General features: G+C 44.8%; 1 protein-coding gene. It reads right to left on the reverse strand.

The annotated features are described in order from the left end of the window. Nucleotides 1-9 precede the first annotated feature (9 nt). Entirely contained in the window at nt 10-1,191 is a 1,182-nt protein-coding gene (trpB, locus tag E1176_RS00815; RefSeq protein ID WP_155208693.1) for a tryptophan synthase subunit beta, read from the reverse strand. Nucleotides 1,192-1,205 lie beyond the last annotated feature (14 nt).

Genomic DNA, 1,205 nt, shown 5'->3' on the forward strand with positions numbered 1-1,205 from the left:
GTCATAATCTTAATATTTACCCCATTTGATATAAGTATCTAAATCCTTATCTCCTCTACCCGATAGGTTGATCACCACCACATCACTTGCATCAAACTTCATCTGGCTAAGTGCAGCAAAAGCATGAGCCGATTCAATAGCCGGGATGATCCCTTCTAATCGGCTCAGCTCAATACCTGCCTGCATGGCCTCCTCATCGGTAGCACTTAAAAATTCAACGCGTTTGGTATCAAATAGATGAGCGTGCATTGGCCCTATACCCGGATAATCCAGGCCTGCAGAAATACTGTAAGGTTCTACCACCTGTCCGTCTGGTGTTTGCATCAATAATGTTTTGCTACCATGTAGCACACCAGACTTACCCAAAGCTGTTGTGGCAGCAGACTTGCCAGAACTCACACCCAATCCGGAGGCTTCAACAGCCACCAACTTCACTGACTCATTATCGAGATAGTGGTAAAAAGAGCCAGCTGCATTGCTTCCTCCTCCAACACAGGCAAAAACATAATCAGGGTCCTCATTGCCGGTCTTTTCTTTTAGCTGAGTTTTCATCTCTGCACTTATAACCGCCTGGAAGCGAGTAACCATGTCAGGGTAAGGATGAGGTCCTACCACTGAGCCAATGATGTAATGTGTATCCTTAGGATTATTAATCCAGTGCCTCATGGCCTCATTGGTGGCGTCCTTGAGTGTTTTACTGCCGCTTGTAGCCGGCACTACCTTTGCGCCTAAAATGCGCATACGCTCTACATTGGGCTTTTGGCGTGCCATATCTACCTCACCCATATAGACGATACAATCGATGCCCATAAGTGCACAAACCGTGGCTGTAGCCACTCCATGTTGACCGGCTCCTGTTTCTGCTATGATCTTTTTCTTACCTAGTTTCTTTGCCAGAATAATCTGACCAATTGTATTATTTACCTTATGCGCACCGGTGTGGCATAGGTCTTCACGCTTAAGATAAATCTGAGCTCCATATTTTTCAGATAGTCTATTTGCCAGAAATAGTGGCGTAGGTCTACCCACGTAATCTTTAAGTAGTGCATTAAACTCTTCCTGAAAAGCGTCTTCCGCAATAATGTCAAGATACTGCTCACGCAATTCCTCCACGTTAGGATAGAGCATCTCCGGTATGTATGCCCCTCCAAACTTCCCATAATACCCGTTACTGTCTACATGATAGTTCATAATAACTTTTCTTT

The organism is Fulvivirga aurantia, from assembly GCF_009711475.1.
GTDB lineage: Bacteria > Bacteroidota > Bacteroidia > Cytophagales > Cyclobacteriaceae > Fulvivirga > Fulvivirga aurantia.

What these genes read in the sequence shown, in the direction of transcription:
- trpB (WP_155208693.1), bottom strand. Translation starts at nt 1,191, where the DNA reads ATGAACTATCATGTAGACAGTAACGGGTATTATGGGAAGTTTGGAGGG.